At 68.9% G+C, this 24,961-nt stretch carries 22 protein-coding genes; 9 read left to right on the forward strand and 13 right to left on the reverse strand.

Translation table 11 applies throughout. From position 1 onward, the window contains the following. Positions 1 to 99: 99 nt before the first annotated feature. The 5 genes from DESPIGER_RS05875 to DESPIGER_RS05895 all read right to left on the reverse strand — a co-directional run bounded on the left by DESPIGER_RS05875 (position 100) and on the right by DESPIGER_RS05895 (position 4,207). The gene (locus DESPIGER_RS05875; RefSeq protein ID WP_072334285.1) at positions 100 to 609 is read right to left on the reverse strand and encodes a rhodanese family protein; all 510 of its coding nucleotides are present in this window, start codon (positions 607 to 609) and stop codon (positions 100 to 102) included. Between the two features lie 72 nt (positions 610 to 681). Next, positions 682 to 1,584 (reverse strand): C40 family peptidase, encoded by a 903-nt coding sequence (locus tag DESPIGER_RS05880; protein ID WP_231927646.1) that lies wholly within the window; start codon positions 1,582 to 1,584, stop codon positions 682 to 684. 270 nt (positions 1,585 to 1,854) lie between these two features. Next, complete coding sequence (gene folE2, locus DESPIGER_RS05885; protein ID WP_072334288.1) at positions 1,855 to 2,646, reverse strand: GTP cyclohydrolase FolE2; 792 nt, start codon at positions 2,644 to 2,646, stop codon at positions 1,855 to 1,857. Further along, positions 2,646 to 3,065, reverse strand: coding sequence for a nickel-responsive transcriptional regulator NikR (gene nikR / locus DESPIGER_RS05890; RefSeq protein ID WP_072334291.1), 420 nt, complete (start codon positions 3,063 to 3,065; stop codon positions 2,646 to 2,648). Before nikR ends, folE2 begins: the two co-directional genes overlap by 1 nt. Before the next feature lie 377 nt (positions 3,066 to 3,442). Continuing rightward, positions 3,443 to 4,207, reverse strand: coding sequence for a class I SAM-dependent methyltransferase (locus tag DESPIGER_RS05895; protein WP_231927647.1), 765 nt, complete (start codon positions 4,205 to 4,207; stop codon positions 3,443 to 3,445). Between the two features lie 209 nt (positions 4,208 to 4,416). On the opposite strand from DESPIGER_RS05895, the gene DESPIGER_RS05900 reads away from it, so the two are divergent. Genes DESPIGER_RS05900 through DESPIGER_RS05915 form a run of 4 tightly spaced genes read left to right on the forward strand, consistent with a single transcriptional unit; the run spans position 4,417 to position 10,270 of the window. Then, entirely contained in the window at positions 4,417 to 4,905 is a 489-nt protein-coding gene (locus DESPIGER_RS05900) for a CvpA family protein (RefSeq protein WP_006006337.1), read from the forward strand. A gap of 21 nt (positions 4,906 to 4,926) precedes the next feature. Then, positions 4,927 to 5,724: a nucleoside triphosphate pyrophosphohydrolase gene (gene mazG, locus DESPIGER_RS05905; protein WP_072334293.1), complete on the forward strand. Its 798-nt coding sequence runs from the start codon at positions 4,927 to 4,929 to the stop codon at positions 5,722 to 5,724. Beyond that, on the forward strand, positions 5,685 to 7,799 hold the full coding sequence (locus DESPIGER_RS05910; RefSeq protein ID WP_156831639.1) for a hypothetical protein: 2,115 nt from the start codon (positions 5,685 to 5,687) through the stop codon (positions 7,797 to 7,799). Before mazG ends, DESPIGER_RS05910 begins: the two co-directional genes overlap by 40 nt. Further along, positions 7,796 to 10,270: a hypothetical protein gene (locus DESPIGER_RS05915; protein ID WP_072334299.1), complete on the forward strand. Its 2,475-nt coding sequence runs from the start codon at positions 7,796 to 7,798 to the stop codon at positions 10,268 to 10,270. Before DESPIGER_RS05910 ends, DESPIGER_RS05915 begins: the two co-directional genes overlap by 4 nt. Positions 10,271 to 10,486: 216 nt before the next feature. On the opposite strand, the gene DESPIGER_RS05920 is transcribed toward DESPIGER_RS05915, so the two are convergent. The 6 genes from DESPIGER_RS05920 to DESPIGER_RS05945 form a co-directional block, all read right to left on the reverse strand. After that, a complete protein-coding gene (locus DESPIGER_RS05920; protein WP_072334302.1) occupies positions 10,487 to 10,969 on the reverse strand; it encodes a hypothetical protein in 483 nt (160 codons plus the stop codon). A 17-nt stretch (positions 10,970 to 10,986) separates the two neighbouring features. Beyond that, complete coding sequence (gene glpX, locus DESPIGER_RS05925) at positions 10,987 to 11,970, reverse strand: class II fructose-bisphosphatase (protein ID WP_072334305.1); 984 nt, start codon at positions 11,968 to 11,970, stop codon at positions 10,987 to 10,989. 146 nt (positions 11,971 to 12,116) lie between these two features. Then, positions 12,117 to 13,769: an NAD+ synthase gene (locus DESPIGER_RS05930; RefSeq protein WP_072334308.1), complete on the reverse strand. Its 1,653-nt coding sequence runs from the start codon at positions 13,767 to 13,769 to the stop codon at positions 12,117 to 12,119. A 9-nt stretch (positions 13,770 to 13,778) separates the two neighbouring features. Continuing rightward, a complete protein-coding gene (locus DESPIGER_RS05935; protein ID WP_072334311.1) occupies positions 13,779 to 15,620 on the reverse strand; it encodes a UbiD family decarboxylase in 1,842 nt (613 codons plus the stop codon). Continuing rightward, on the reverse strand, positions 15,620 to 16,111 hold the full coding sequence (locus tag DESPIGER_RS05940) for an NUDIX domain-containing protein (protein WP_072337579.1): 492 nt from the start codon (positions 16,109 to 16,111) through the stop codon (positions 15,620 to 15,622). The genes DESPIGER_RS05935 and DESPIGER_RS05940 overlap by 1 nt, the downstream gene beginning before the upstream one ends. A gap of 141 nt (positions 16,112 to 16,252) precedes the next feature. Next, complete coding sequence (locus tag DESPIGER_RS05945; RefSeq protein ID WP_072334314.1) at positions 16,253 to 16,921, reverse strand: L-threonylcarbamoyladenylate synthase; 669 nt, start codon at positions 16,919 to 16,921, stop codon at positions 16,253 to 16,255. Between DESPIGER_RS05945 and DESPIGER_RS05950 the strand changes: the two genes are divergently transcribed. After that, complete coding sequence (locus DESPIGER_RS05950; protein WP_072334317.1) at positions 16,920 to 17,393, forward strand: 23S rRNA (pseudouridine(1915)-N(3))-methyltransferase RlmH; 474 nt, start codon at positions 16,920 to 16,922, stop codon at positions 17,391 to 17,393. The two genes, DESPIGER_RS05945 and DESPIGER_RS05950, sit on opposite strands and share 2 nt — an antisense overlap. A 165-nt stretch (positions 17,394 to 17,558) precedes the next feature. Here DESPIGER_RS05950 and DESPIGER_RS05955 read toward each other — a convergent pair whose 3' ends face one another. Continuing rightward, positions 17,559 to 19,841, reverse strand: a complete 2,283-nt coding sequence (locus DESPIGER_RS05955; RefSeq protein ID WP_072334320.1) for an STT3 domain-containing protein — start codon at positions 19,839 to 19,841, stop codon at positions 17,559 to 17,561. Between the two features lie 131 nt (positions 19,842 to 19,972). Beyond that, entirely contained in the window at positions 19,973 to 20,641 is a 669-nt protein-coding gene (locus tag DESPIGER_RS05960; protein ID WP_072334323.1) for a 16S rRNA (guanine(527)-N(7))-methyltransferase RsmG, read from the reverse strand. A gap of 97 nt (positions 20,642 to 20,738) precedes the next feature. Here DESPIGER_RS05960 and DESPIGER_RS05965 point away from each other — a divergent pair, with 97 nt between their 5' ends. Genes DESPIGER_RS05965 through DESPIGER_RS05980 form a run of 4 tightly spaced genes read left to right on the forward strand, consistent with a single transcriptional unit; the run spans position 20,739 to position 24,961 of the window. Beyond that, positions 20,739 to 21,692, forward strand: a complete 954-nt coding sequence (locus tag DESPIGER_RS05965; protein WP_072334326.1) for an acyltransferase domain-containing protein — start codon at positions 20,739 to 20,741, stop codon at positions 21,690 to 21,692. Between the two features lie 30 nt (positions 21,693 to 21,722). Next, positions 21,723 to 23,378: an arginine--tRNA ligase gene (gene argS / locus DESPIGER_RS05970; protein WP_072334329.1), complete on the forward strand. Its 1,656-nt coding sequence runs from the start codon at positions 21,723 to 21,725 to the stop codon at positions 23,376 to 23,378. Between the two features lie 5 nt (positions 23,379 to 23,383). Beyond that, positions 23,384 to 24,148: an SPOR domain-containing protein gene (locus DESPIGER_RS05975; RefSeq protein ID WP_072334332.1), complete on the forward strand. Its 765-nt coding sequence runs from the start codon at positions 23,384 to 23,386 to the stop codon at positions 24,146 to 24,148. A gap of 18 nt (positions 24,149 to 24,166) precedes the next feature. Continuing rightward, positions 24,167 to 24,961 carry an MlaE family ABC transporter permease gene (locus DESPIGER_RS05980; protein ID WP_072334335.1) on the forward strand — a complete coding sequence of 265 codons (795 nt, stop codon included), beginning with the start codon at positions 24,167 to 24,169 and terminating at the stop codon, positions 24,959 to 24,961.

The following is a 24,961-nucleotide window of genomic DNA, read 5'->3' on the forward strand; positions in this document are numbered from 1 at the left end:
ACGGGCCGTCTGTGTATGGTGAAGGGTGAACGAAAGGGGAAGGGCCCCCCTGGCAGGAGCGCCCTTCCCCTTCGGGAAAACATCATCTGCGCGGGCAGACTATTTTTTGTTCCACGGCATGCGGGCCAGCAGCAGGCCCAGACCGCAAAAGCCCGTCACCCCGGCAAAGACCAGGCCCGCGCCCACAAAGGCGCTCAGCCAGAGCCACTGGGGCCAGGCAAGGCCCAGGGCCAGGCCCAGCAGCACCATGCCGCCCGCGCCTATCTGGATCTGGCGGAACATGGGCAGGCTGCGGCGGCCGCGCACCACGGGAAGACCGGCCTTGTCCCAGGCCGCGGCCCCGCCTTCCATCTGCCAGGCCTCACCGGCGGCCAGCTGTTCCAGAAGGTCGCTGCTGTTCTTGGTGCGGCGGCCCGAGTTGCAGGTGAAGACCACGGGCTTGTCGGTCACGGGACGGAAATCCTGCCAGCGGATGACCGACAGGGGGGCGATCTCCGCGCCTTCGATGCGCAGGGACGCCACTTCGTCAGGTTCGCGTATGTCCACGAGCCGGATCTCGCCGGCTTCCAGTTTCCTTTGGACGTCCTGGGGGCTCATGAGGGGAAGCATGGTTCACTCCCGTGTATGCCGGACGCACGGGTCCGGGTCATGCCGCCCTCCCGTTGCCGGCGAAAGGACGGGCTATTTCTTGGTCGTGCGTCCCTGGCTGCTGCGCCGGGCAGACGTCTTTCCGCTGTTTTTTTTCTGGGCGCTGCTCTTTCTCTGGACGCTGCTCTTGCTTTTGCTGCGGCTGCTTTTCTGGACGCTGCTCTTTTTCTGGGCGCTGCCGCCCTTCCGGCTGACGCTGCTCTTGCTTTTGCCGCGGCTGCTCTTCTGGACGCTGCTCTTTTTGTCCCGCGTGTTCTTCTGGCTGACACCGGCCTTGCTCTTGCTGCGGCTGTGCGAGATCTCGCGCACGGCCTGCTCTTCGGCATAGGCGGCCATGCGCAGTTCCTCGGCGCTGAAGGCGTCGCTGCCTTCCACGCGGCGGGCTCCCATGAAGGTAGTCCTGAAATAGGGATCGTCAAGGCTGTTGATGCGCACGCGGGTCCGGCGGCGGGGGCTGTGGACGAACTTCCCGTCCCCCACATAGATGCCCGTATGGTAGCCGCGGCGGGGATGGTGGAAGGCCACGATGTCACCGGCGCGCATGTCTTCCACGCGGGTGATGCGTTTGCCCACAACCGCCTGTTCCCGGGCCGTGCGCGGCAGGTTGATGCCCACGCTCTTGTAGGCCCACTGGACAAGGCCGGAACAGTCGAAGCCGCCGGGATTGCGTCCGCCGGGCACATAGGGGGTGCCGATGGCGGAACGGGCCACCTGCACGGCCTTGGCCTGCCGGGGGCCGCTCTCCTCGACGCTCTCATCGAAGACGGCTTCATAGGAACGGCGGAAGCGGGCTTCCTGCGCCGCGCGCTGGCGCTGCGCGTACCAGGATTCCTCGGGATAGCCGGAAGAGCCGGACCCGGAATGGGAGGCGCAACCGGCGCTCAGGGCCAGCAGGCCCATGACAAGGGGTATCAGCAGTCTTGGAACAAGACGCATGCTTTCTCCGGGGTAAGAAATCGCAACCAAAACGGGGGGAAGGGCCCGGGCGGCAGGGATGGGGTCGTGAGCCGCCGGCAGAGGGACAGTCCCTGGAGGGGCCGGGCAGCGGCCGGACGGCCTGTCCCGCCCCAAGGCCATACGAAGCTTGGGCGTGAGTGTCTTAGCACAGGCAGCTGTCCAGTGTAAAAAACTTTTTGGGAAAAATTTTTTGACCGCAGCGACGTGCAAAAAAAAAGCCGGGAGATCCCGGCTTCCTTCCCGTGCCTGCTAGGCCTGTCCGTCCTGCGTGCGCAGGTCACGCTCGATGCAGGCAAAGGCATTGTGGCTGTGGATGGATTCCATGCTCTCCACCTCCACGCGGAACCAGCGCACATGCTCGTGCTCCGTCAGCCGCTGGGCCACGTTGCGCACCACGTCCTCCACGAAGGTGGGCTGGGCGAAGGCGTGTTCGGTGACGTATTTCTCGTCCTCGCGCTTGAGCAGGGTATAGACGGCGGACGAGCCCGAAGCCTCGGCCATCTCGATGAATTCCTCGATCCAGCTGAAGCCCGACATGCGCACGGCCAGACGGATCATGGTGCGCTGGCTGTGCGCGCCCTCGCGGCTGATGGCCTTGGAGCAGGGGCACACGGTCATCACGGGCACGTCCACTTCCAGCAGGAAGGACTGGCCCTTCTCGTCCAGCTCCCCGGTCAGGCGGCATTCATACGAGATGATGCTCCTGATGCCCGACGAAGGCGCGGGCTTGTGCACGAAATAGGGGAAACAGAAGCGCACATAGGAGCGCCGCGCCCCCAGACGTTCCTTGACCGTGGCCAGCAGGCGGCGCACCGACTGGTAATTGATTTCGTCGTTCCATCCTTCCAGCGCTTCGATGAAGCGGCTCATGTGCGTGCCCTTGAACGAGGCGGGCAGATCCACACCAAGATCCACCCGGGCCACGGTCTGGCGGCTGCCCTGGGCGCGGTCGCGCACCAGCAGCGGCACGGTGATGCCGCGGATGCCGACGCGGTCGATATTGATGGGAACCTTGGGGGCATGGCGTTGCACGTCTTCCATTATGCGAGATCCTGTCCTGTAGTTGTACCGCTGAAGGTGCCGTGCTTGACACCCTTGCAGGAAATGAGCTTGTCGGCCAGTGCCCGCACGCGGGCGGCCTCGCCTTTGAGGATGAGCACCTCAAGGCAGTTGTGATGGTCCAGATGCACATGCAGGGTGGCGATGATGATGTCATGCTCGTCGTGCTGCATCTGGGTCAGGCGGCGGGCCAGATCGTTCTTGTGATGGTCATAGACCAGGGTCAGCGTGCCCGCGCCCTGGCCGTCGGCCTGATGCCATTCCTCGGCCACCAGGGCCTTGCGGATGAGGTCACGGATGGCTTCGGAGCGGTTGCTGTAGCCCTTGACGGCGCACAGGGCGTCGAAAGGTTCCAGCAGCTCTTCATCCAGAGAAACACCAAAACGTGTCAGTTTTCCCATTGTTCGCCCTCATGCGGCCGGGACACCGTCCGGCGGTGCCCGGTGGTGAATCTAGCAAAATCTTCCTGAAAATCCAGAGGCCTTTCCCCGGCCCTGCCCGCCGGCGCGGCGCCCCTCGCAAAAATGGGCCGCAACAGGCAGACAGGCCGGATGACGGCCGCAGGCGCGCCTCATGCCGGAGCCGCTGCGGCAGAGGATGCGGGAGGCCCCGGCCGGCGCATCCCGGCCGCAAGGCCTGCGGGCAACGGTCCCGCGCCCGCGCAGGCAAGGGTTCCTCGATCTTATCCGACATTCCAAGACTGCAAACGGTCCCGTGCCCGCACAGGCAAGGGGCGGATGATACCGGGGCGGGAGGGGCCCCCGCCGGCGCTCCCGGTCTATGCGGGCCGGACGCGGCGGCGGATCTCCCACACGGCCACCGTGACGGGCACGGGCTGGGCGTACAGGGGCTCCACGCGCTCGCTGAACACGCGCCGCCCTTCCAAGCCGCCGCCGTGCAGGGCCTGCAAAAAGGCCTCGTACACGCCGCGTCCGGGCTCGGCCACCCAGGCCGCGCCGTCGTCGGCCAGCACATGGGAAAGAAAGCGCATCACCGGCGCCACGAAGCGCTTTTCGTACATGATGTCGCCGCCCCAAAGGCGGAAGATGCTGCGGGGCCGCACGGCGGGCTGCCGCCAGTCCATGACGGTCCACAGGGGCGGGGACACCCCGTTGTGCCGGGCGTTGAGGCTGGCGAAGCGCAGGGCCTCTTCCTCATAGTCCATGCCGATGACCTGCGCGCCCAGCCACTGGCCCACCATGGCCGTGAGCCCCAGGCCGCAGCCCAGGTCCAGGCAGGGGCGCCCGGCGATCTCGGCGCGGCGCTCTTCCAGCCAGCGGCACAGGGCGATGCTGGAAGGCCACAGTTCCGTCCAGTAGGGCAGGCGTTCGTCCTCGAAGTCCTGCGGATCGTCCAGCATGGCGTTCCACAGGCTCTCCAGGTCGGCGGCGCGCTGCAGGCGCCACAAACGGCCGCAGGCCCTCACGGAGATGCAGGGAGTGTAGGCCGTGAGGCCGTGGCTTTCCTCCCCGGCTCCGGGAGCGGCCCCTGCCGCCGGAGATTCCGCCCCGCTGCTGCAGGCCGGCCCGTCCTGTTCCGTCATGTGTCCCTGTCGCGTATCCATCCCGCAAGCATAGCGTATCGGGCCCCATCTGTACAGCCGGACGGATTGTGTCCTGCCCCCCCTTTTGCTATGCTGCGCCCGTACCTGCACGAACGGACACGGCCCGCCGCAGGCCGCCGGAAACTCCGGCGCCCCGCCACCGTGCCGCCCCGACGGCCGCAGGAGGATCTTTTCCTTACAGGGAGCTTATGGGACAGGATATTTTCGACGTCATCATCGTGCTGGTCCTGACGGCCTTCGCGGCCCGCGGGTTCTGGACCGGCTTCGTGGGCGAGGTCGCCGGGCTGCTGTCCATCGTGGGCGGCTTCTGGGTCTCCCACCATTTCCATACCGTGCTGGCCCCGCACCTCACCTTCATCACCGAACCGGCCTGGCGCAACATCGCCAGCTATGTGCTGCTCTTCCTGGGCGTGCTCATCGCCGTGGGCCTGCTGGCGCGGCTGCTGCAAAAGCTGCTGGCCTTCTCCTTCGTGGGCTGGATAGACAAGCTCACCGGCGGCCTGCTGGGCCTGGCCAAGGGCGTGCTGCTCTGCGCCGTGGTCCTGCTGCTGTTGCAGAAGCTCTTCGGCGATGCCGAGTTCCTGCGCCACTCGCGCGCCCTGCCCTATTTCAATTCCCTGATAAGCCAGGTGCGCGGCTGGCTGCCGCCTGACCTCATCAGCCGTTTCGGACTTTAACCCTCCATAAGGAACAGTTTCATGAAAAGCGCTCTGGAAGAATTGCAGGCCGTCATCGAACGGCTGACCGATGCCGAGAACGGCTGCCCCTGGGACAGGGAGCAGACCCCCGAAAGCCTGACCGAATACCTCATCGAGGAGAGCCACGAGCTGGTCAGCGCCATCCGTTCCGGCAACACGGCCGACGTGTGCGAGGAACTGGGCGACGTGGCCTTCCTGCTGCTCTTCGTGGCCCATCTGTACCAGAAGCGCGGCCAGTTCAGCCTGGACGACGCCCTGAACAACAACCGGGCCAAGATGGTGCGCCGCCATCCCCATGTTTTCGGTGACGTGACCTTCGACAATCTGGACGAGCAGCTCAAGACCTGGGAAAAGATCAAGCGCGCCGAGCATGCCGATGCCGACGGCAAGCCCCAGGGCCTGTTCGACTCCCTGCCCGCCAGCCTGCCGCCGCTGACCAAGGCCTACCGCATCCACTCCAAGGCCGCCCGCGTGGGCTTCACCTGGCCCGAGGACGAAGACGTGGAACAGCAGGTGGAAGCCGAATGGCTGGAATGGCTGGACGCCTCCGCCGGGGACGACGCCGAAGCCCAGAAGCACGAGCTGGGCGACCTGATCTTCAGCATCACCGAGATGGGCCGCCGCAAGGGCATCAAGGCCAGCGAGGCCCTGGACCTGGCCACGGCCCGCTTCCTGCGCCGCTTTGCCCGCATGGAAGAACTGGCCCGGCAGCAGGGCAAGGACTTCCCCGACCTGTCGCTGGATGAGAAGGACGAGCTGTGGAACGCGGCCAAGGAAGAAGAAAAGGCCGCCCGGTAGCGACCTCCGCCCTCTGGCGGCTCCTGACGCTCGTGCTGGCCCTGCTGCTCTGCGCCTGTGCGCAGGAGGTCATGGGCCCGCACGGCCGCAAGCCGCTGCTCCTGTCCGGGGCGGAACGCCCCGACAGGACCCCCGGCAGCCTGCTGCGCGCCGATCCCGGCTACATCCAGTGGCTGGAACGCCAGTCCATGCTGGGCAATGCCGACGACCTGGCCGCCGAGGTCTCGGGCTCGGAACGCCTGTGGGGCAACAGCGGCAGCAATGACCGCCTGCCCCTGCTGCTGGACGCCGCCCCCTGCTGGCTGGAGGTCAATCCCCACACCCTGCGGGGCAAGGCCACGGCCATGCAGACCCTGGCCCGCTCCGGCACCCTGGAAGCCTTCCGGCGCATGGGCTTTTCCGGCCTCTACCTGTCCCCGTCCCAGGAACAGGGCGCCCTCTGGCACAACCAGCTCCGCCCCGATTTCGGCACGGGCACCACGTCCCTGGCCTTCGACGCCCGCAGCGGCGACGACGAACAGTTCGCCCGGCTCAACGCCCGCGCCGCCACCGGCGGCTTCCAGCTGGGCGGCTCCCTGCCCCCGGCCGCCACGGGCCTGGGCCCTGACTTTTTCCTCCAGGCCCGCCACGCCAGCCGCTTCAGCGGTCTGTACGCCATGATGGAGGCCCCGGCCTCCCTCTGGGGCACGCTGCCCGCCTCGCCCCAGGAATGGGAGTGCCTCCCCCTCAACGCCCAGCAATGCCGCGCCCTTACCGACAAGGGCCTGCTGCCCCCGGCCCTGCTGCGCGACAGCCTGCCCTGGGCCACGCCCGGCGGCTGGGCCGTCACCGGCGAAGTGCGCGGGGCCGACGGCAAGCCCCGACGCTGGCTGTACCGCTATGCGGGCAACGTGTTGCGCCCCGTGCTGCTCTGGCAGGATCCCTCGGGACAGGCCCGGCGCGTGCTCTCCGCCGCGGTCATCCGGCATACCGGCCTGCAGCAGCAGACCCTGGCCGGACTGCACCTCGAAGCCATCATGGGGCTGGACGTGCCGCCCGACGGCGGGACGCCCTCCCCTCGTGACCAGCTGGCCCCCGGTCTGGAGGCCCTGGACGCCCTTGCCCGCGAGATCCACCGCTACGGCGGCTGGGCCATGCAGGCCGACATCCTGCCCCCGTCGCTGACGCCCCTGATCCAGCGGGCCCCCGTGGACCTGACCCGCGATACCGTCACCAGCCCCGCCGCCGAATACGCCCTGCTGACCGGGGATGCCGCGCCTCTGGCCACCCTGCTGCGCCAGTCCATGAGCGGCGGTGTGCGGCAGGAAGGCCTGGCCCGCGGCCTGCACCAGTGGCGGGGCGTGGACTGGCGCCCCCTGCGCGACCTGCCCGGCGGCGAGGCCCTGTTCCAGCGTGCCCGCCGTCTTTCCGGTCTGCATGACGACGACTATTTCTGGCCCACCACGCCCGCCGGTCTGGCCCGGGAAGCCTTGGGCCGCAAGCCCGATGCCGCTCCCGCCCGTGACCGGCGCGACGCGGAACTGGAAGAGGCCTGCCTGCTGCTGCTTGCCTGGCGCGTGGCCCTGCCCGGTCTGGCCTTCGTGAGCCCGCAGGAACTGCAGGGCGCCCTGCCCCTGCCCAGGTCCACGCCGGGCACGGCTGCCAGTGCCGGTCTCGTCCCCCTGCTGGAGCCGGAGACCACCGCCGGAGAAGCGGCCCCCGCACCGCTGGCCTTCGGCCCGCTGTCGGAAGAGCTGCGCCTGCCCCGGAGCCCGGCAAGCGTCATGGCCCGGCTGCTGCATGCCCGCGCCGTCTCCGGTGTGGCCCGGGGTCAGCTCTTGCGCGTGGTCAGCGGCCCTGCCGGGACCCTGGCCACCGTCACCCGCCTGCCCGACGGCAGCTGCTGGGTGCTGGCCGCCAACTTCGGCAGCGGCAGCGCCACCCTCCGCATCCCCCTGCCCGTTTCCGGGGCAGCGCAAGATATCGTTGACCAGACGTCCCTGGCTGTCCAGGGAGGTCTGACCGTGACCCTGAACGGCCGTTCTGCCCGGCACTACCTGGTCGGAGCCGCCGCATCGCCCAAGGAGCCATCATGACAGAAAAAACGCCCGATGCCGCCAGCAAGCTGGCCCGCCCTGAAGAGGAGATCCCCGTGGGCATGACGCCCTGGTCCCAGCTGGATGAAGAGGCCCGGGCCCGGGCAAGTCGCCCCGCCCCTGCCGACGGCCAGAAGATCCCGGCCCCCGGCACACCGTCTGTGGCCCCGGAACCGGCGCCCGCCCCCCAGGAAGAGGCCCCCATCCCCATGCCCGCCGCAGAGACCGTGCAGCCTGAGGAGGCCCCTGCCGCCCCTGCGGCGCCCGCTGCCGCGCCGGTGGGAAGCCCCGCCGCTGCCCCCTCGCCGACGCCCGAAGCGCCCCTGAGCATGGCAGACGGAGAAGCGCCTGCCGCCCCTGCCGACGCGGCCCGGCCCGCGCCTGTGGCCGGACCTGCCGCCACGGCCGAAGAAGAAAAGGCCGACGACACCGGGGCTCCCCTCCCTGCGGAGGCCGTGCCTGCCGATGCCGCCGCGGCTGCCGCCATGAGCGGTGTGCCCCGCAGCGGCCGTCGCGGCCTGGCCACCATGCAGCCCGCCGCGGTAGGGGATCAGATCCCGGTCCCCGGCGCCGCCCCCCTGCCGGAAGACGGCCAGGCGCCCGCCGGAGAAGAGGCCCCGGCCGCTCCCGCCGCCGCGCCGGTGGCCGTGCTGGAGGCCGGGCCCGCCCAGAAGATCTTTGCCGTGCTGGCCAAGATGGGCCCCCTGGCCCTGCTCCTGCTCCTGGCCTGCCAGCTCTGGCCCACCTTCCTGACCGGCGGCCTGTACTGCCCGCCGGAAATGAAACTCATGGATACCGTCCGCGAAGCGCTGGCCAATGGCCAGTGGTTCGCGCCCCTGCACAACGGTGACGCCCAGCTGCCCGTCTTCGTCTGGCTGCTGGCGGCCCTTGATCTGGCGGCCCGCATGGTGCCGCAGCTTGCGGCCTTCGTCTGGCCGGCGGGCGCCGCCCTGGGCGGTCTGGCCTGTCTGTGGGGCACCTGGGCCCTGAGCCGTGCCGCCGGTTCCGGCCCTCAGGCGGCCCTGGCCTCAGGCCTGATCCTGCTCTCCAGCCTGCTGTTCCCGCAGCTGGCGCACTTCATGGGCCCGCAGGGGCTGGCCACCGGGCTGTGCCTGCTCTCCCTGGCCTTCTTCTGCCTGGGCTGGAAAAAGGAACATGCCTGGATCTCCCTGCCTCTGGCCTTCCTGACCTCCGGGCTGGCCGCGCTGACCGGCGGCCTGGTCTTCCTGCTCCTGCCCCTGCTGACCAGCCTCGTCCACCTGTTCTGGACCTGGCGCATCCGTCGCGCCCAGCGCCTGGACGCGCTGGCGGGCTTCCTCCTGCTCCTGCTGCTGGGCGCCCTCTGGGCGGCCGCCATCATCTTCTGGGTGCAGGCCGAAGGCTACGCCCAGGCCGTGTCGGGCAAGTTCATCAGCCTGCCCTGGCCCCTGCCCGCCTTCTGGTGGCTGGCCCCGGCGCTGGCCGTGCTCGGTCTCCTGCCCTGGCTGTTCGTGGTCACCGGCGTCAACTGGGGCCGCGTGTTCGCCACCAGCTGGAAGACCCTGCGGGCCAGCCGCAAGGAAAACAGCGGCAGCTCCTTCCTCTGGATCGCCCTGGTCTTCTCCCTGCCCCTGTCCCTGCTGGGCCCCGGCCTTGCCGGCGCCACGCCCGCCCTCTGCCTGCTGGCCATCCTGCTGGGCCGCGCCCTGGTCCGCATGGGCAGCCTGGGCAGCAAGTTCTTTTACCTGGTCATCGCCCTGCTCTTCCTGCACGCGGGCATGCTGCTGGCCGCCCTGCACTTCCCCGTGGCCCTGGAATGGCTCCGCACGTCCACCTCGCTGGCCATCCCCCGGCAGTATGAGGCCCTGCTGACCAGCCTGGATGCCCTGCCCGTCCTGGGCGGCCTGTGCATCGTCTTTGCCGTGCTGCTGGCCCGCTTCACCCGCCGCGCCTGGCCCGGCGGCTCCCTGCTGGTCTGCACCCTGTTCGCCATCCTCCTGGCCCAGCCCGCCCATCTGTGGCTGGCGCCCCAGCTGGCCGGACATGCCGAGCTCAAGCTCGCCGCCGCCCAGCCCCTGAACGCCGCTGCCCCCGCCGTTCCGGCCGCTGCTGAGGAAAGCGCCGTTCCCGCCTCCCCCGAAGCCGCTGTTGAAACGGCCGCACCGGAAACGCCTGCTGATGCGGCAGCCCCGGAAGCGGCTCCGGCTCCCGAGGCCGCTCCCGCGACGGAAGGCACGGCCCCTGCCGCTCCTGAGACCGCTGCTCCGGCAGAAGCCGCCCCGGCCCCGGAAACGCCGGAAGCTGCCGCTCCGGCTGAACAGGCTGACCCGGCCCAGGAAGCTGCGGCCCCCGCTCCCGCGGAAGGCACCCCCGCGCCTGCGGAAAACGCGCAGCCTGACGAACCCGCGCAGGAAGCACCCGCCGTGCAGCCCCTGCCCGCCGGGCCTGAACACGGCGCGCCCATCCCGCCGGAAGCCGTTCCGGCCCGCTAGAGCCCGTCCACAGACAAAAAAACAAGGGGAGAGCCTGCCCGGGCCCTCCCCTTTTGCCTGCCCTGTCTCCTGGGCCGCCGGGAGGGGACGTATCCCGCTTCGGCCCCTCCCGCGCATGCCTGATACCGGGCCGTTACGAACGGGGCATGAAAAAAGCGCCCCTCCCTCACGGGACGGGCGCTTTTTCCCAAACAGCAGGCAGGAGGCCTGCCGACGCTAGCGGGACATGCCCTCGTCAGGCATGCTCACCTTGAGCAGGCTCCCCAGATGCTTGCGGGCCAGCTCCACTTCGGCCTTGTCCACCACGGGCATGTCCCTGGGGCGGACCTGCAGGTCATTGCCTTCTTCCACGATGACCAGCGCCGCGGCCATGCGGCCCATGACGCAGAAGAAGCGCCGGGCATCCCAGCCCCTGGCCTCCACCCAGCGGGCGGCCTCATCGGCATAGAGGAAATCCGCCTTGCCCTTCCGGGCCACGGGATGGGCCTCGATCCTGTTCTCACGGGCCCAGCCGCGGAACTGGGGCAGCACCTCGAGGAAGCGCAGCAATTCCTTTTCTTCCACCGGGCCCTGCCCGTCATAGACCGTCGTCACGGCGGCCGCATCCGCGCCCGCCGGGGCCGCCACGGTCAGACCGCACAGCAGCAGGCAGCAGAGCAGCCCGCCGGCCAGCCAGCCTTGGCATCCTGTTTTTCTCATCAAGCAACAAGCCTCGCTCAGTACTGCACGGCGCTGATCTTGGAGAGCCTGTCCATGTTGTGGTAGGATTCCACATAGCGCAGGGTCCCGGTCTTGCCGCGCAGCACCAGGGAATGGGTCACCGCATGGCGGGCGCTGTAGCGCACGCCGCGCAGGAAATCGCCGCCGGAGATACCCGTGGCGGCAAAGAAGCAATCATCGCTGCGCACCAGATCGTGCACGGTCAGCACTTCGCGGATGTCGATGCCGGCCTCGTTGATGGCTTCCTTCTCCACATAGGACTGGGGATCCAGACGGGCCAGGATCTGGCCGCCCATCCCCTTGATGGCGCAGGCCGCCAGCACGCCTTCGGGGGTGCCGCCGGTGCCCATCATGATGTCGACTTCGGAACGCGGGTCCACGGCCATCAGGGCGCCGGCCACGTCACCGTCGGTATGCAGCTGGATGCGCGCCCCCGTGCTGCGGATGTCTTCGATGAGTTTCTTGTGGCGGGGCTTGTCCAGCACGAAGACCACCAGGTCCTGCACGTTCTTGTCCAGGGCGCGGGCCACATTGTTCAGGTTGACGGCCACAGGGGCGTCCAGGTCGATGACGTCGCGGGCCTCGCGGGCCACCACCAGTTTCTGCATGTAATAGCTGGGGCCGGGATTGAACATGCTGCCGCGCGGCGCCACGGCCACCGTGGAGATGGCGTTGGGACGGCCATAGGCCAGCAGGCTGGTGCCTTCCACGGGGTCCACGGCCACATCCAGCTGCGGGCCGTCGCCCATGCCCACGCTCTCGCCATTGTACAGCATGGGGGCGTGGTCCTTCTCGCCTTCCCCGATGACCACGATACCGTCCACATGCAGGGTGGAAAAACTGTTGCGCATGGCGTCCACGGCGGCGCCGTCACCGGCTTCCTTGTTGCCGCGGCCCAGCCAGCGGGCCGACGAAAGCGCGGCGGCTTCCGTGATGCGAACGATGTCAAGAGCCAGGTTTTTCTCTGGTGCTTCAGGCATGGTCTCTCCTCCGATACGGATGATGTCTGTCAGTGCTCCTGCGAGCGTCTCGGCGGCCATGCTCGTTCCCGCAGCCGCCTTCCCTTGGTAGCAAATGTCCTGCGCGCCTTGCGGCACATGCCCTTCCCCCGGGCCGCCGTACCCGTCTAGGGCATACGGTAGCGCCCGGCCACCGGCACCTGCCAGCCCGTGCCGAAGGGCATGCGGCTGATGTGCAGGGCCAGGGGCTCCTGGCGGCGCTTGAATTCCGCGGCGAACAGCTTGCGGCGCACTTCCCTGCGCAGGTCCTCGTCGGCATCCTGGGGCTGGGCCGCCGCCTGCCCGGCAAAGATCAGGCTTTCCAGCACGGGGTCCAGCACGTCATAGGGCGGCAGGGAGTCCGCATCCTTCTGCCCGGGCCGCAACTCGGCCGAGGGGGCCTTGTCGAAGATGGCCTGCGGGATGATGGCGGCCTGGCGGTGATGGTTGTACCAGCCGGCCAGGGTGTAGACCTCGGTCTTGGTCAGGTCGGCGATGACGCCCAGTGCGCCCACGGTATCGCCGTACAGGGTGCTGTAGCCCACGGCGCACTCGCTCTTGTTGCCCGTGTTGAGCACCAGGGCCCGCGCCCTGTTGGCCAGCGAGGACACTATGACGCCCCGGATGCGGGCCTGCAGGTTCTCGAAAGTGGTGTCACCGGGGAAGGTCCCGAACAGGTCCAGCCCCGGTGCCAGGGCCGCGGAAAAACTCTCCATGACCGGCGCGATGGGCAGGGTCACGGTCCGCACGCCCAGATTTTCGGCCAGCCCCAGCGCATCGGTCACCGAGCCTTCGCTGCTGTAGGGCGACGGCATGAGCACGGCCGTCACGTTGTCCGCGCCCAGGGCCTCGACGGCCACACAGAGCACCAGGGCCGAGTCCATGCCGCCGGAAAGGGCCACGATGGCCTTTTCCAGGCCGCACTTGTGGACAAAATCCCGCACGCCCAGGGTCAGGGCGTCCCAGATGGCCTCGGGCAGGCAGGCGGGACGCGGGTGCACGATGCCGCCGCTGCCCGCGGTGTCCACCAGCAGCACATCCTCGGCAAAGGCCTTGCCGCGGGCCAGGATCTGCCCCGTGGGATCGAAGGCCAGGCTCTGGCCGTTGTAGACGCGGCTGTCGTTGCCGCCCACCATGTTGACGGAAAAAAGATGCACATGATGCCGCGCCGCCACATGCGAGAGCATCTGCTCGCTCAGGCGCTGCACCCCCTTGCTGAAGGGCACCGCCGCCATGTGGACGATGGCGTCCACGCCGCGCTGCACCAGTTCCATGAGCGGGTTGTGGCCGCTGGCATACTGGGTCTTCCAGAAGGCGCCGTCCTCGGTGGCCGACTCCTGGCACAGCACCACGCCAAGACGCCAGCCGTCCAGGGCAAGGATGCCGCAGGAGACGCCCCGGTCGAAGAAGCGGGCCTCGCTGTCCTGGCCGTAGGTCTGGTAGACCTTGCGCGAGACCACCGACCAGCGCCCTTTCTGCACCAGGATGGCCGCGTTGGAAAGCAGGCCCGAGGCATACACGCTGGCCACGGGGGCCCCCACCAGCAGGGGCGGCCCGTCCTTCAGGGCATCGGCCAGCATCTGCAAGCCGGCCTTGCAGCCCTCGGCGAAATCTTCGGCACGCAGATAACTGCCCGGCGCCGCGCCGCACAGGGCCAGCTCGGGAGTGACGCACAGGTCGGCGCCCTGGGCGGCGGCCTCACGCGCGGCGGCAAGGATGCGCTCGGCATTGCCGGCCACGTCTCCGGTGACGGTATTGCATTGCAAGAGGGCGATCTTCATAGGCGATCCTTATTCGATAAGGCCGTGCAGCGGGCCGCCCGGCGCGGCCAGGGCATCCACACGGCGTTGAACGGCGGGGTCTTCCTCCAGGGCGGGCGCATGGAAGGGCTTGACGCGGGCATCCAGCAGCAGCGGCCCTTCGCAGGACCAGTGCCGCGCGCGGACCACGGCCCCGGTGCCGTAGATGTCGGCAGCGGGGTCGGAACGGCTGAAGGCCACCCAGAGGAAATTGTCGAAATCCGCGGCGCAGAAGGCGGCATCGTCCACCACGGCCACCAGCGGGAAGGCCTCGCGCTGCGGCCAGCGGGCCAGGCAGGCGGCCAGCCCGTCCATGCGCGGATCGGTCTCGTTGCGGCCCAGCTCATGACGGGGACCGCGCAGCACCAGGATGCCCGGCCCGGCGCAGCGGGCGTCGCCAAAGCCTTCGGGCAGCGACGGCAGATCGTGCACCTCCAGCCCCAGGTCCCGGCGCTTCCCGCCCGCCGAGGCCCAGATGAGCTTGGAACCTTCGTTGAGGGCAAAACCGGTGTAGTCCAGGGTGTCCGTGGTGGAACGGGTGATGAAGTGCAGGTCGCGCCCGAAATCGGTGCGCTCCAGCAGATGGCGGAAAAAAGCCACCACGTCCCGGGCCCGCAGGTCCGGCGCATCCTCATGCGCGGCCACCAGCACATATTTGGCCAGGGCCGTCTGCGTGGTGCCCAGCATGTGCAGGGCGGCGGTCAGCAGCTCGCGCGGGCGGCGCTGCGCCTCGTACGGCGTGTAGCGCTCGCTGCCCAGGGCCAGCAGCAGGGGATGCACCCCGGCGGCGTCCACGGCGTGGACCTCGCGCACGCCCTGGAAGACCTGCGGCACCAGCGCGCCGGTGAGCTCGTGGATGAAGTCGCCGAAGACCGTGTCTTCCTGCGGCGGGCGTCCCACGGCCGTATAGGGCCAGATGGCGCCGGTGCGGTGATGCACGGCCTCCACCTGCAGCACGGGGAAATCATGCCGCAGGCTGTAATAGCCCACATGGTCCCCGAAGGGGCCTTCGGGCTTGAGATGCGGCAGGATGTGGCCGCTGATGCAGAAATCCGCCTCGGCCAGCACCGGCAGCGGCAGGCGGCGGCTGTAATGCATGGCCGCGCGCCGCCCCCCCAGCAGGCCCGCGAAGCGCAGTTCCGACAGGCCTTCGGGCAGGGGCATGACCGCCGCCACGGTGAAGGCCGGCGGGCCGCCCACGAAGATGTTCACCGGCAGGCTCTGGCCCCGTTCGAGGGCCGCGGCATGGTGCGCGCCGATGCCGCGGTGGATCTGGTAGTGCAGGCCCACCTCGTCGGCGGCGTAGTCGTTGCCCGCCAGCTGCACGCGGTACATGCCCAGGTTGGAGGCATCCAGGCCGGGACGCGCGGGATCCTCGCTGTAGACCAGCGGCAGGGTGATGAAGGGCCCGCCGTCCAGGGGCCAGCCCACCAGACGGGGCAGGGCCGACAGGGCGCAGCGGTTCTCCAGCACGGGCGCCCTGGAGGTGCGGCGGGGCAGCATGCGCGGCAGGGCGGGCAGGGCCCGCAGGCTGCGCAGGGGATGCTTCAGGGCCGCGGCCGGATCGGCCCTGGCGGCCAGCACGGCTTCCACCCCGGCGAGGCTGTCGCGGAAAATGTAGTGCAGGCGCTCCCTGGTGCCGAACAGGTTGGCCAGCATGGGGAAGGCGCAGCCCCTGACCCGCGTGAACAGCAGGGCCGGGGATTTGGCCCGGAAGGCCCGGCGCTGGATGTGCGCCAGCTCCAGATACGGGTCCACGGGGGCATCGATACGGCGCAGCTGTCCGGTCTTTTCCAGGTCGGCCACGCACTCCTGAAGGTTGCGGTAGCCCATCAGGCATCCTCCCCTGACGGCTCCACCGGCGCCAGCGTGCGTTCCCCGGCCAGCCAGCGGCCAAAGTCCGCCAGGATGCGGGCATGGTCGAAACAGAGGGGCTGCGGCAGCCTGTCCAGAGGATGGAAGGCCGCCCGGGCGGCATCGTCCCCGGCCTGCAGGGCCGCCGCGTCACGCGGGCGCCCCACGAAAACCACGCTCATGGTGTGGCGGCGCGGGTCACGGTCCGGGCGCGAGTACACGCCCAGCACGCCCAGCAGCTCCACATCAAGGCCGGTCTCCTCGCGCATCTCGCGCACGGCGGCATGTTCCACCTGCTCGCCGTCGTCCACGAAACCTCCCGGCAGGGCAAAGCCGTGCGGCTCGTTGGCCCGCTCGATGAGCACAATGCCCCTTCCGGGCTCATGGATGACCACATCGGTGGTGGGCGCGGGGTTCAGATACCGGATGACGCTGTGGCCGCAAGCGGGACAGGTGAGTTCTTTCTGCATGGGTGCCTCCAGTGGCGCATGGTACGCCAGCAGCATGCTGGCCGCAAGCTCCATGTTCGACAGGGTCCCGGCGCCCCGCAAGGCCCTGCCTCCGCCCCCGTCGGCAGGCAGGTCACGTCAGGACAGGCCGGGATGGCCGCATCAGGACAAATGCGGCGTGAAGCCCGCGCCCCGCAGGGCCTCCAGACTGACGGCCCCCAGGCGCAGCACGCGCAGGTCCGTGCCGGCCAGCGGCTCCACGATGGTGGACGGCACGCCGCCTGCCGGGGCCGGGCCGCTGACCACCACGCCGTCGCCGGGCCCGGTCAGGGCCGCCAGCAGGCGTTCGTCCAGCTCGTCAGGCACGCGGGCGGCCGCCTGTCCGCTGATGTTGGCGCTGCTGGCCGTGAGCGGCGCCCCGGCCAGACAGGAGAGACGCGCCGCCAGCGGATGGGGCGTCAGGCGCACGGCGGCCTTGCCGCGCGGGTTCACCAGCTGCGGTGCCAGGGGCCGGCGGCCTTCCAGCGGCGTCAGCCGGGCGGCCAGCACCACGGTCAGCGGGCCGGGCCAGAAGGCCGCCAGCAGCGCTTCGGGGGCCTGCTCCAGCGTCACATAGGGGCGCAGCAGGTCAAGGCTGCCCGCCAGCAGGGGCAGGGGCATATGGACGGGCCTGCGCTTGGCCTGATACACTCGCGCCACGGCCAGGGCCTGGTCGGCACAGCAGCCCAGGCCGTAGAAGGTCTCTGTGGGAAAGGCCAGCACGCCGCCCTCGCGCAGTCTGCGGGCGGCGTCTTCCGCCGTGGATATCTGACATAACGATCGAGGAATCATGACAGGGAAACCCTTGCGCCTGCTCAGTGTGGGCAAACTGAAAGTACCGTTCTGGAAAGACGCCGCCGCCCACTACAGCCAGCGCATCAACCGCTGGCGGCGTCTGGAATGTGTGGAAGTCCGGGACGGGGACCCCGCCCTGCCCCAGGCCCGGCGCAACGAGCTGGAAGGCCGCCGCCTGCTGGAGGCCCTGGACCCGCAGGACGTGCCCCTGGTGCTGGACGAGCGCGGCACCGCCCTGACCTCGCCCCAGCTGGCCCGGCTGCTGCAAAAGATCGATGACGACGCCCTGGGCCGCGCCTGTTTCATCATCGGCGGCGCCTACGGCCTGGACGAGGCCGTGCGCCGGCGCGCCTGGAAGCTGGTCAGCCTCAGCAGCATGACCTTCCCCCACGAGCTGGCCCGCGTGCTCCTGCTGGAGCAGCTCTACCGCGCGGAATGCATCATCCGCAAGGTGCCCTACCATCATTGATGCGGCCTGCGGACGCCGCTCTCCCTGAGGGAAGGGGCTGCCCCGGGGGCCGGCCAAAGGGCTCCCCATCCTTCCGGCAGCACGCGCCGGGGAAAGGGGGAGGGGCCGGGGAGAGGGAAGAGCCCGAAGGCCCCAGCTCATGAGGGCCCCCACCGCCCGCCTTCCCTACAGCACTTCGTAGATGCGGCAGAACACGTTGTCGTAGACCAGCTTGAAATAGGGCGAGATGGCCGGATCCTGCGGGTTGCCCACCAGCAGGCGCACCATGAGCGAATTGTAGAGGTTGGCATCCATGGCCAGCTTCTCGTCCGTGATGCGGTTGAAGAAGAAATGCACGTTGCGGCGCCCGGAAAGGAACTCCTGCCGCTGGGCCGCCGTGGCCCGCGGATGGCTGTCGAACCACTGCTGGATGTAGTCCCGGCGGGTGACGCCCGTCTCCTCGAACACACTGATGGACGCCGGACGGATGGGCGTGGCACCGTCGTCCAGCAGGACCTCGCCCTTGTCCAGGTTGTAGGCCAGGGCCTGCGGCAGGATGGACAGGGCCGCGCCCTCTCCCTGCCGGGTCACGAAATCCCAGTTGCCGAAATTGCTGATCCAGAACCCCAGGCGCAGCATCTCGAAGCTGACCGTCACGAACTGCCGCCCTTCGCCTTCCACCAGCGCCGTTTCCGGCGAACGCAGCCTGTCCATGAGATCCTGGGCCTGCTGGGCATCCAGCCCGGCGAAGACCGCGCCGGCCACCTCCTCGTCGAAGGGGTCGCGCCCCTTGGCGAACCGGCTGGTATAGCGGATGAGCTGACGGGCGAAACGGGGATTGTCCGTGCCCAGCACCGCCGCCGAAAGGTAGAGCGGCGCCCCGGCATTGCGGGCACCGTCGGCGATGGTGTGGCGACGGGCGAAATGATGGGCCGCATAGCCCCAGTCCCACCACAGCCAGAGCGTGGCGTCCTTGGGCACCACGGTCTGGGCCCGGCTGAGCATCTCGGCATGGCGGCGGTTGATCATGGGCCCCTGCGACATGGCCGGGATGATGTTAACGAAGGGGGCCACCAGCAGGGCCAGCAGCAGCGCGGAGGTCAGGATGCCCGTCACGTCGGGGCGCAGCCTGCGCAGCAGGCGCTGGAGCAGCCAGTACAGGGGCAGGGTCAGGCCCACGGCCACGATGGGCGCGCCGAACATGACCATGCGCCCGCCCATCTTGGTGCTGAGCAGGCCCAGCGCCGCCAGCGGCAGCAGGAAGAGCGCGCCGGGCCGGCGGAAGATCACCCACACGAAGCCCAGCAGCCCCAGGGCCGCGGCCTCATGCCAGGGATGGAAATAGGCCAGCACGGCCAGCAGGCCCAGGTCCTGCACTTCGGTGAGGGCCTGTCCCGCGGGCGGGTAGATGAGGGCCAGCGCCCCGCTGCCGCCCGAGACCTCGGCCTTCTTCATGTACAGGGAAAGCTGGTGGGTGATGGTCTGCAGCAGTTCGCCCGACAGGAAGAGGAAGCCCACCCCCAGCCAGAGGAGGATGAGGACCCAGGGGCGGCACAGCCACTGGCGCAGGCGGTACATCTGGCGGGCACGCGTCCAGCCCGCGGTCATGAGCAGGGCGCTGAAGCCGAAGAACAGGGGGCCGCCCAGCGTGGGCAGGGCGTAGGCCAGCGAGCCCAGCAGCAGGAGGTTGCGGCGGCCGCGCGGGGCCATGACCAGGCTCATGAAGGCCAGCAGGCAGACATTGTAGCGGGTCAGATAGGGGAAGACCGAATGCCACTCCTGCGTCCACCAGGAGATGACGCCGGAAACGCCCAGCAGCACCACCCACTGCCAGCGCAGGGGATTGCCCAGACGCAGGTCCTGCTCGGCCAGCGAGCTGCCCCAGAGGCGTTTGGCCGCGGCCAGGCCGGAACCGACGATGAGCTTTTTCAGGATCAGCTGGGGCAGGAGCATGTAGCGCATGGCCCAGCAGGCAGGGGCCAGGGTCATGAGCAGGGGGAAGAACAGGGTCACGAGGTCCGTGTCATAGTATCCCAGCAGGGTACGGGCCAGGAAACCCGGCGCCAGGCTGGTCAGCAGGCCCGCCGCCACACCGGCCTCCATGCTGCCCAGGGCCCAGACCCAGGCGTAGACGATGACGGCCACGAAGCAGGAAAGCAACGCCGGGAACCAGAAGGCCACCGCCGCGGGATAGGTCCCCAGCAGGTCGGCCATGCCGCGCAGCATGACGGCCATGGGATGCCCCACCGCATGGCCGAAACCTTCGGCACCGGCCACCCAGTGGTAGGCGTCGTGCGTGGCCAGCAGCCATTCCGAGCCCAGACGGTACTCCGGGTTCTGCCAGCAGGGCCATTCCACCATGCGCAGGGCAAAGGCCAGCCCAAAGGTCACCAGGCCCCAGAACAGGCCGTGCAGCCAGAACGTGCGGTTCTCGGCGGTAAAATAGACGGAGACCGGTTTGTCCGTCATGCGTGCTCTCCTTTGTGGCAGAGAGTTTTCAGCAGGAAAACGTATCCGGGGACACGGCTAAAACGCGCTGGGGAGGGGCCTGGGGAAGGGAGCCTCCCGCATGGACAGAGGGGCCCCTTCCCTCAAAAAAACTATCCTTCGGCCCTCCGGCGCAGGGCCCAGAACCAGCGGTGCGCGCTGCCGGCCGTGTAGGCAAGGGAACCCACCAGCTCCCAGCCGTCGATGTCCCCGGCGGCGGGCGGTTCCTCGCGGGCCAGGATCACCACCATGCCGCCATCGGCCAGATGCGGGGCCACCAGTTCCAGCAGCCGCGGCCAGGGCATGAAGGCCCGGCTGGTGATGCAGTCGGCCTTGCGCGCCTGTTGGGGGAAAAAGTGCTCCACCCGGCCCCGGAAAACACGGGTCCCCGGCAGGGGCACGCGGGCCAGCACCGTGGAAAGGAAGAGCGCCCGCTTCTCGCGGGCCTCCACCAGCCAGCAGGTGCCGCGCCGCCAGACCATGCGCAGGGGGATGGCGGGCAGGCCCGCACCGGAGCCCAGATCCCAGCACAGGGGCTCTTCGGGCAGGGGCAGGCCGTCGAGGAAGGCCGCCAGATGGAAGCTGTCGGCCACCAGGCGCTGCATGACGTCGCGCCAGTGACGGGCGCCCACCAGGTTCATGGCCCTGTTCCAGCGGCAGAGCAGCTGCAGATAGTCAGCCAGCCCGGGCAGGACCGCCCCGGGCACCGTCACGCCCGCCTCCCGGGCGCACTGCGCCAGGGCGGACAGGGGGATGTCGTCGTGTTTCGCATTGGGCTTCATGGGCCTTGTGTAGCCTCTGGCGGCGGGACTTGCAAGCTCTGGCGCTCTGTCGTAAAAAAGACAACTTTATACCGCTTGCCAATCCATTTTTGGAGTTATGAGAATGACATCGTGTGCATTGCTTTTTCCCGGCCAGGGCTCGCAGGAAGCGGGCATGGGCCGGGAGCTGGCCGAAGCCCGTCCTGAAGCCATGACGCTCTGGAAGCGCGCCGAAGCCGTCAGCGGCCTGCCGCTGCGCGAGATCTACTGGGAAGGCGATGACGCCGCCATGAGCGACACCCGCGCCCTGCAGCCCGCGCTGACCGTGGTCAACATCAACCTCTGGCGCGAGCTGGCGGGCAAGGTGCGCCCCTGTGCGGCCGCCGGCCACAGCCTGGGCGAATTCAGCGCCCTGGCCGCCGCCGAAGTGCTCGATCCCGAGACCGTGCTGCAGATCGTGTCCCTGCGCGGCCGCCTCATGGCCGAGGCCGATCCCGACGGCACGGGCAGCATGGCCGCCATCCTCAAGATGAAGCAGGAAGATGTGGAGGCCCTGGTCCGCGAGGCCGCCGCCGAAGCCGACGCCCTGCTCATCGTGGCCAATTACAACACCCCGGCCCAGTTCGTGGTCAGCGGCCACCGCGACGCCGTGGCCCTGGCCTGCCGCAAGGCCAAGGAACACCGCGGACGCGCCATCGAACTCAAGGTGAGCGGCGCTTTCCACAGCCCCATGATGGAAAAGGCCTCCCGCGAGCTGGAGCCCCTGCTGCGCAAGGCCGTATGGCGCAAGCCGCGGTTCCCGGTCTACTGCAACCTGCACGGCCGCGCCGTCACCGACGGCGAAAGCGCCAGGGAGAGCCTGCTCAGGCAGATGACCTCGTCCGTGCTCTGGATCGAGACCGTGCGCAACCAGTACGCCGACGGCGTGCGCCGCTGGGTCGAAGTGGGGCCCAAGGCCGTGCTGGGCAAGATGGTGCCCGCCTGCCTCAATCATCTGGACGAGGCCGCCCGCCAGGAACTGCGGGTGGAACTGGTCAACAGCCTCGAAAGCGTGGAAAATTTTTCGGCGTAGGCACGAGCCCCGCCTCAGGAGATAGGATACATGCGCGCTACTGACGTTTTGCGCTCCGCCCTCATGGGCATTGTGGAAGAGATGGGCCTTGCCTGGCCCGCCAAGGCGGTCATCGAACCGCCCCGCGACCCCAAACACGGCGACCTGGCCGCCAACATCGCCATGCTGCTGGCCCGCGAGGCCCGCAAGAACCCTCGCGAACTGGCCCAGGTCTTCGTGGAAAAGCTGCCCCAGCGCTGCGCCGACATCGAAAAGGTGGAAGTGGCCGGCCCCGGTTTCTGCAACGTGACCTTCAGCCAGCACTTCTGGCGCAAGACCGTGTGTGAAGTGGAAGCCGCCGGCGCCGACTATGGCCGGAGCAGCGTGGGCCAGGGCCGCAGGACCCTGGTGGAATACGTTTCCGCCAACCCCACCGGCCCCCTGCATGTGGGCCACGGCCGCGGCGCCGCCGTGGGCGACAGCCTGGCCCGCCTGCTGCGCAAGGCCGGTTTCGACGTGGAGACCGAATACTACATCAACGACGCCGGCCGCCAGATGCGCATCCTGGGCCTTTCCGTGTGGCTGCGCGTGAAGGAACTGGCCGGTCGTCCCGTGGAATGGCCTGAAGACTACTACCGCGGCAGCTACATCATCGACATCGCCCGCGAGATGCTGGCCGAAGACCCCGGTCTGCCCGACATGGAAGACCAGGCCGGGCAGGACCGCTGCTACGAGCGCGCCATGAACGAGATCCTGGACGGCATCAAGGCCGACCTGGCCGACTTCCGCGTGGAGCACCAGCACTGGTTCTCGGAAAAGACCCTGGTGGAGAGCGGCGCCGTCAAGGCCGCCTTCGACGCCCTGACCGCAGCCGGGCACACCTACAGCAAGGACGGCGCCTTCTGGTTCGCCACCCAGGCCCTGGGCGACGACAAGGACCGCGTGCTGCGCAAGTCCGACGGCAGCCTGACCTATTTCGCCTCGGACATCGCCTACCACCACAACAAGTTCCGGCGCGGCTATGACTGGCTCATCGACATCTGGGGCGCCGACCATCACGGCTACGTGCCGCGCATGCGCGCCGCCATCACCGCCATGGGCAAGCCCCGGGAAAGCTTCGACGTGGTGCTCATCCAGCTGGTGAACCTGCTCCAGGGCGGCAAGCCCGTGAGCATGTCCACCCGCGCCGGCACCTTCGAGACCCTGGCCGACGTGGTCAAGGAAGTGGGCGCCGACGCGGCCCGCTTCATGTTCCTTTCGCGCAAGAGCGACACCAGCCTGGACTTCGACCTGGAGCTGGCCAAGCAGCGCAGCCTGGACAACCCGGTGTATTATGTGCAGTACGCCCACGCCCGCATCTGCGCCGTGCTGCGCCGTGCCGGGGAACGCGGCATCACCCTGCCCGCCGCCGCCACGGACGAGCTGCTGGCGGCCCTGGACACCCCCGAAGACATGGCCCTGCTGCGCAAGATGGCCGGTTTCGAGGACATGGTGGCCACCGCTGCCCAGGCCCTGGCCGTGCATCACGTCAGCCATTACCTGATGGACCTGGCCGGCATGCTGCACAGCTACTACGCCAGGCATCAGGTGCTGCTGGCCGACGACACGGCCCGCACCCTCTCGCGTCTGGCCCTGCTGCGCGCCGTGAGCCAGGTGCTGCGCAACGGCCTTGACCTGCTGGGCGTCAGCGCTCCCGAGGCCATGTAGACCCTATGGCCCAGCCTTTGCGCAAGATCCGCCAGCGTATCGCTCCCGCTGTGCCCAGGGGCGGTTTCAGCTTCACGCTGCCGCCCCTGGCCGCGGCGGCCGTCTGCGTCGTCATGCTGGCCTGCACGGGCTGGGCCTTCTTCATGGGCTATATGGTGGGCCACGGCCAGAACCCCGGTGAAGAGATGCGCGAACTGACCGGCATCGGCCGCCCCGACAGGGAGACCCTGGCCGAGATGGACAAGGCCCTGGCCGGTTCCGAGGAGGCGGGCCTGCGGGACAAACTGGCCGACCTGGCCCAGCAGCCCGTGGGCGGCGCCCCTGCCGCCCCTGACGGGGCTGCCGCCGCACCGGCCGCAGCCGGGGCCCCGGCCGTCAAAAGCTCGCATCCCTTCAACACGCCTTCGGGCGACGGGCTCGCGGCCTGGGGCAATGCCCCCAAGGGCGCGGCACGGCCCGCTTCCGAAAAAACGGCGGCCCCGGCCAGCAAGCCCCGTGAAACGGCGCCCACCGTGCCCCTGTATGATTTCGTGTTCCAGGTGGCGGCCTTCCGCAATGTGGACGACGCCGACCGCCTGCGCCAGCGTCTGGAAGGCCAGGGCCTGCGCACCCGCGGCCAGAAGAGCGGCAAACTGACCCTGGTCATGGTCCACATGCGCGGCACGGATCTGGACGCCGCCAACCTGAAAGAAGAGCTGCAACGCATGCGGCTCGGTTCTCCCCTGCAAAAATCCAAAAAACAGGTGGGCGGCAAACCCCGCCCCCGCTAGTGAGGCGTGTTACCCTTTATGAGCAGCATCCTGACGTTCTGCAACCGGCTGGGCGCCGCTGTGCTGCGCATGCTGGACAGTCTGGGCGCCGTGACCCTTTTCATGCTCGACGGCCTGCGCCACATCTTTTCCAGTCCCCGCATCGTCCCCCGAACCATCCAGCAGCTGTACGTCATCGGCTACAAATCCCTGTTCGTCATCCTGCTCATCGGCATCTTCTGCGGCATGGTGCTGGGCCTGCAGGGCTACTACACCCTCGTCCAGTTCGGTTCCGTGGGCATGCTGGGCTCGGCCGTCTCGCTGAGCCTCATCCGCGAACTGGGCCCCGTGCTCACGGCCATCATGCTGGCCGGGCGCGCCGGGTCCTCCATGGCGGCCGAGATCGGCGTCATGCGCATCTCGGACCAGATCGACGCCCTGGACGTCATGGACATCAATTCCATGGCCTATCTGGTCAGCCCCCGCCTGGTGGCCTCGCTGCTGGCCTTCCCCCTGCTCACGGCCATCTTCGACGTCATCGGCATCATCGGCGGCTACCTGACCGGCGTGCTCATGCTGCACATCAACGAAGGCGCCTACCTGTACCGCATCGCCAGCTCCGTGACCATGAACGACGTGGCCGGGGGCTTCATCAAATCCCTGGTCTTCGGCCTGCTGGTGGCCACGGTCTGCTGCCACCAGGGCTACACCACCCACCTGCGGCGTGACAGCGTGGGGCCCGAAGCCGTGGGCAACGCCACCACCTCGGCCGTGGTCATCTCCTGCGTGCTCATCCTGGTGGCCGACTATGTGCTGACCTCCTTCCTGCTGTAG

Source organism: Desulfovibrio piger (assembly GCF_900116045.1).
GTDB classification, from domain to species: domain Bacteria; phylum Desulfobacterota; class Desulfovibrionia; order Desulfovibrionales; family Desulfovibrionaceae; genus Desulfovibrio; species Desulfovibrio piger_A.

Bases quoted from the DNA above. Each gene is read 5' to 3' on its own strand.
- folE2 (WP_072334288.1), bottom strand. From the start codon at position 2,646: ATGGAAGACGTGCAACGCCATGCCCCCAAGGTTCCCATCAATATCGAC.
- DESPIGER_RS05935 (WP_072334311.1), bottom strand. From the start codon at position 15,620: ATGGGCTACCGCAACCTTCAGGAGTGCGTGGCCGACCTGGAAAAGACC.
- DESPIGER_RS05975 (WP_072334332.1), top strand. From the start codon at position 23,384: ATGGCCCAGCCTTTGCGCAAGATCCGCCAGCGTATCGCTCCCGCTGTG.
- DESPIGER_RS05880 (WP_231927646.1), bottom strand. From the start codon at position 1,584: ATGCGTCTTGTTCCAAGACTGCTGATACCCCTTGTCATGGGCCTGCTG.
- DESPIGER_RS05980 (WP_072334335.1), top strand. From the start codon at position 24,167: ATGAGCAGCATCCTGACGTTCTGCAACCGGCTGGGCGCCGCTGTGCTG.
- nikR (WP_072334291.1), bottom strand. From the start codon at position 3,065: ATGGGAAAACTGACACGTTTTGGTGTTTCTCTGGATGAAGAGCTGCTG.
- DESPIGER_RS05960 (WP_072334323.1), bottom strand. From the start codon at position 20,641: ATGAAGCCCAATGCGAAACACGACGACATCCCCCTGTCCGCCCTGGCG.
- DESPIGER_RS05930 (WP_072334308.1), bottom strand. From the start codon at position 13,769: ATGAAGATCGCCCTCTTGCAATGCAATACCGTCACCGGAGACGTGGCC.
- DESPIGER_RS05950 (WP_072334317.1), top strand. From the start codon at position 16,920: ATGACAGGGAAACCCTTGCGCCTGCTCAGTGTGGGCAAACTGAAAGTA.
- glpX (WP_072334305.1), bottom strand. From the start codon at position 11,970: ATGCCTGAAGCACCAGAGAAAAACCTGGCTCTTGACATCGTTCGCATC.
- mazG (WP_072334293.1), top strand. From the start codon at position 4,927: ATGAAAAGCGCTCTGGAAGAATTGCAGGCCGTCATCGAACGGCTGACC.
- DESPIGER_RS05965 (WP_072334326.1), top strand. From the start codon at position 20,739: ATGAGAATGACATCGTGTGCATTGCTTTTTCCCGGCCAGGGCTCGCAG.
- DESPIGER_RS05920 (WP_072334302.1), bottom strand. From the start codon at position 10,969: ATGAGAAAAACAGGATGCCAAGGCTGGCTGGCCGGCGGGCTGCTCTGC.
- DESPIGER_RS05945 (WP_072334314.1), bottom strand. From the start codon at position 16,921: ATGATTCCTCGATCGTTATGTCAGATATCCACGGCGGAAGACGCCGCC.
- DESPIGER_RS05875 (WP_072334285.1), bottom strand. From the start codon at position 609: ATGCTTCCCCTCATGAGCCCCCAGGACGTCCAAAGGAAACTGGAAGCC.
- DESPIGER_RS05915 (WP_072334299.1), top strand. From the start codon at position 7,796: ATGACAGAAAAAACGCCCGATGCCGCCAGCAAGCTGGCCCGCCCTGAA.
- DESPIGER_RS05955 (WP_072334320.1), bottom strand. From the start codon at position 19,841: ATGACGGACAAACCGGTCTCCGTCTATTTTACCGCCGAGAACCGCACG.
- DESPIGER_RS05940 (WP_072337579.1), bottom strand. From the start codon at position 16,111: ATGCAGAAAGAACTCACCTGTCCCGCTTGCGGCCACAGCGTCATCCGG.
- DESPIGER_RS05900 (WP_006006337.1), top strand. From the start codon at position 4,417: ATGGGACAGGATATTTTCGACGTCATCATCGTGCTGGTCCTGACGGCC.
- argS (WP_072334329.1), top strand. From the start codon at position 21,723: ATGCGCGCTACTGACGTTTTGCGCTCCGCCCTCATGGGCATTGTGGAA.
- DESPIGER_RS05895 (WP_231927647.1), bottom strand. From the start codon at position 4,207: ATGACGGAACAGGACGGGCCGGCCTGCAGCAGCGGGGCGGAATCTCCG.